This is a genomic window from Caulobacter sp. SSI4214, from assembly GCF_012184455.1.
GTDB classification, from domain to species: Bacteria; Pseudomonadota; Alphaproteobacteria; order Caulobacterales; family Caulobacteraceae; genus Caulobacter; species Caulobacter vibrioides_E.
Map to the genome: position 1 here is coordinate 1 of NZ_SZWJ01000162.1, position 3,417 is coordinate 3,417.

The 3,417-nt window shown below is 69.3% G+C and carries 5 protein-coding genes and 1 pseudogene; all 6 read left to right on the top strand.

Annotated features, from left to right (window positions below; genetic code table 11):
- Positions 1–148: RuvA C-terminal domain-containing protein (locus FCU40_RS22730; protein WP_241693694.1), on the top strand; the 148-nt coding region annotated here is incomplete at its 5' end.
- Between the two features lie 151 nt (positions 149–299).
- On the top strand, positions 300–1,340 hold the full coding sequence (ruvB, locus tag FCU40_RS22735) for a Holliday junction branch migration DNA helicase RuvB (protein WP_168078070.1): 1,041 nt from the start codon (positions 300–302) through the stop codon (positions 1,338–1,340).
- 63 nt (positions 1,341–1,403) lie between these two features.
- Positions 1,404–1,856 carry a tol-pal system-associated acyl-CoA thioesterase gene (ybgC, locus tag FCU40_RS22740; RefSeq protein ID WP_004616250.1) on the top strand — a complete coding sequence of 151 codons (453 nt, stop codon included), beginning with the start codon at positions 1,404–1,406 and terminating at the stop codon, positions 1,854–1,856.
- Positions 1,857–1,971: 115 nt separating this feature from the next.
- A complete protein-coding gene (tolQ, locus tag FCU40_RS22745) occupies positions 1,972–2,670 on the top strand; it encodes a protein TolQ (RefSeq protein ID WP_004616249.1) in 699 nt (232 codons plus the stop codon).
- Between the two features lie 3 nt (positions 2,671–2,673).
- Positions 2,674–3,195, top strand: coding sequence for a biopolymer transporter ExbD (locus FCU40_RS22750; protein WP_035016946.1), 522 nt, complete (start codon positions 2,674–2,676; stop codon positions 3,193–3,195).
- A 6-nt stretch (positions 3,196–3,201) separates the two neighbouring features.
- Positions 3,202–3,417 (top strand): annotated as a pseudogene (locus FCU40_RS22755) (cell envelope integrity protein TolA); the annotation flags it as partial.

Consider the following 3,417-nt stretch of genomic DNA (forward strand, 5'->3'; position numbering starts at 1 on the left):
GACCGGCGACGCTGTCGCGGCGCTGATGGGTCTGGGCGTGGCCGAGGTCAACGCCCGCCGCGTCGTCGAGGCCGCCGCCGACCGCCTGGGCGAGGCCGCCACCGTCCAGGCCCTGATCAAGGCCGGCCTGCAGGAGCTTGGCCGATGAGCGCCATGGTAGGTCCTTCCCCCTTGATGGGGAAAGGGGCGGGATGGGGGTGTCGCGGCCTTGGCCACAAGCGCCCGTCGCAGCCGAACGGCCGTAGTCACCCCCGTCCCCGACCCTTCCCCCATCAAGGGGGAAGGGAGAGAGTTTCGCCATGACCCGTGTGATTTCCGGCGAATCTCAACTGGGGGACCAGATCCCCGCCACCGATCGCGCCCTGCGGCCCCAGACCCTGACCGAGTTCGTCGGCCAGGAAGCCGCCAAGGGCAATCTGCGCATCTTCATCGAGGCGGCCAAGGGCCGGGGCGAGGCCCTGGACCACGTGCTGCTGTTCGGGCCGCCGGGCCTGGGCAAGACCACCCTGGCCCAGATCATCGCCCGCGAGCTGGGCGTGAACTTCCGCGCCACCTCGGGGCCGGTGCTGAACAAGCCGGGCGACCTGGCCGCGATCCTGACCAATCTGGAAGCCAACGACGTCCTGTTCATCGACGAGATTCACCGGCTGTCGTCGAACGTCGAGGAGATCCTCTATCCGGCCATGGAGGACCACGTGCTGGACCTCGTGATCGGCGAGGGGCCCTCGGCGCGCTCGATCCGCATCGATCTGGCGCCGTTCACCCTGGTGGCGGCGACCACGCGGGCGGGGATGCTGGCGACGCCCCTGCGCGACCGCTTCGGCATTCCGATCCGGCTGGAGTTCTACACCCCCGCCGAGCTGCGCCACGTTCTGCTGCACGGGGCCCGCAAGATGGGCGCGCCGCTGTCCGAGGACGGCGCCGACGAGATCGCCAAGCGCGCGCGCGGGACCCCGCGCGTGGCGGGTCGTCTGCTGCGCCGGGTCCGCGACTTCGCCACCGCCGACGGGGCGGCGGTGATCGACCGCAAGGCCGCGGGCCTGGCGCTGGCGCGGCTCGAGGTGGACGAGCTGGGGCTGGATTCCCTCGACCGCCGCTATCTGCGCGCCCTGATCGAGCACTATGGCGGCGGCCCGGCCGGGGTCGAGACCATCGCCTACGCCATCGCCGAGGCCCGCGACGCCGTCGAGGACGTCATCGAGCCCTATCTGATGCAGCAGGGCTTCATCCAGCGCACTCCGCGCGGCCGGGTCGCCTGCGGCAAGGCCTATCTGCACCTGGGTTTGACGCCGCCCGCCGCGCCGCCGGGAGCGGCGCAGGGCGGGTTGTTCGAGCCGTGATGTCGGGCGTTTAGGGACGTTATCGAAAGATCCCTCTAAGCGGATAATATCGTAAGAAGCGGAATGACCACCCCTCCCGAACCCACCGCCGGCGCGTTCCTCGGCCGCGAGCATCAGCTGCCCGTGCGGATCTATTACGAGGACACAGACTTCTCGGGGATCGTCTACCACGCCAACTATCTGCGCTATCTGGAGCGGGGGCGCAGCGACTTCTTCCGGATGGTGGGCATCTCGCACACCGAGCTGGCCAAGGAGGACACCGCCTTCGCCGTCATCCACATGACCCTGGACTTCAAGCGCTCGGCGCGGGTGGACGACGCCCTGGTGGTGCGCACCACCTACGATCGGGTCAAGGGCGCGCGGCTCTATGTCAGCCAGAAGGTGACGCGCGGCGACGAGGTGCTGCTGGAGGCCAAGGCCGAGGCGGTCTGCATCACCCTGGACGGGCGTCCGCGCCGACCGACCGCGCGCATGCTGAGCCAGCTGGCGCCGTGGCTGGCCGACGGCGAACCCTGATATCCGGCGATTTTCCGGATCGCTTGGCGATGGTCATAGTTTCACCCAAGCGCCGCTTCATGCCATACGGCGTCTCCAAGTCCTGATCTGACGCCCCAACGGAGCCTATTCCCGCATGGACGCCTCGGCCGCCGCCCCGAATTTCTCGTTCTTCACCTTGTTCATGCAGGCCGACTGGGTCGTGAAGGGGGTGATGATCGGCCTGATCCTGGCCTCGCTGGGATCGTGGGCCGTGATCCTGGACAAGCTGTTCCGCTTCACCGCCCTGAACCGCGCGGCGGACCGCTTCGAGGAGCAGGTGTCGAGCGGCCGCTCGCTGGAGGACGTCGCGGGCGAGGCGGGCGCCCAGCCCCGCCACGCCCTGCCGCGCATGTTGCAGGCGGCGCTGAAGGAATGGCGCGACGCCAAGGCCAAGGGCGCGATGAGCGAGAATCAGGCCGGCTTCCTGATCGCCCGGATCGACCGCATCCTCGACACCACGATCGCCCGCGAGACCAGCAAGGTCGAGGATGGTCTGGGCAGCCTGGCCATCGTCGCCACCGCCAGCCCGTTCATCGGCCTGTTCGGCACGGTCTGGGGCATCATGCACGCCTTCCAGAACATCGCGATCTCGAAGAACACCTCGCTGGCGGTCGTCGCGCCGTCGATCGCCGAGGCGCTGTTCGCCACGGCCGTCGGCCTGATCGCCGCCATCCCGGCCTATATCGCCTACAACAAGTTCTCGACCGACGCGGGCAAGTACGCCGGCCGGCTGGAAGGCTTCGCCGATGACCTGTCGACCGCGATCCAGCGCCGCCTGACGGAACGGGTCTGAGCCATGGCGATGTCGTCCAACGACGCCTTCGCCACGGGCGGCGGCCGGGGCCGTCGCCGTCGTGGCCGCCGCTCGCGCGGGGCCTTGTCAGAGATCAACGTCACGCCGCTGGTCGACGTGATGCTGGTGCTGCTGATCATCTTCATGATCAGCGCGCCGCTGTTGACCGCCGGCGTGCCGCTGGAGCTGCCCAAGACCGAGGCGGCCGCCCTGCAGAACCAGGACCAGCCGATCACCGTCTCGATCCGCAAGGACGGCAGCATCTTCGTCGGCGACAAGGAGATCCCCTTCGAGAATCTGGCGCCGCGCATCAGCGCCATCGCCGGCGACGGCTACAGCAAGCCGATCTTCGTCCGCGCCGACGGCGGGGCGACCTATGCGGTGGTGGCCCAGGTGATGGCGGGCCTCTCGAACGCGGGCTTCAGCAAGATCAACCTGATCACCGAGACCGGCGGCCCCTCGTCGGGAGCCGCGCCGAAAGACGCCCAGCCGGAAGGCTCGGCCGACCTGCGGCCGCCGCAGTAGGGCGCCATGAACGCCCGTCGCGAACAACGCGTCTCGCCGGCCCTGCTGGGCTCGGTCGCGCTGCACGGAGCGGTCGCGGCGCTGATGATCTTCGGCCTGCCGTGGCGATCGTCCAAGCCGATCACCATCGGCGAGTCGGTGCCGGTGACCATCGTCGCCAACGGCCCGACCAATGTGCGGCCGGCCGAGGAAGCGCCGGCGGTGGGTTCGGGAGGGGTGGTC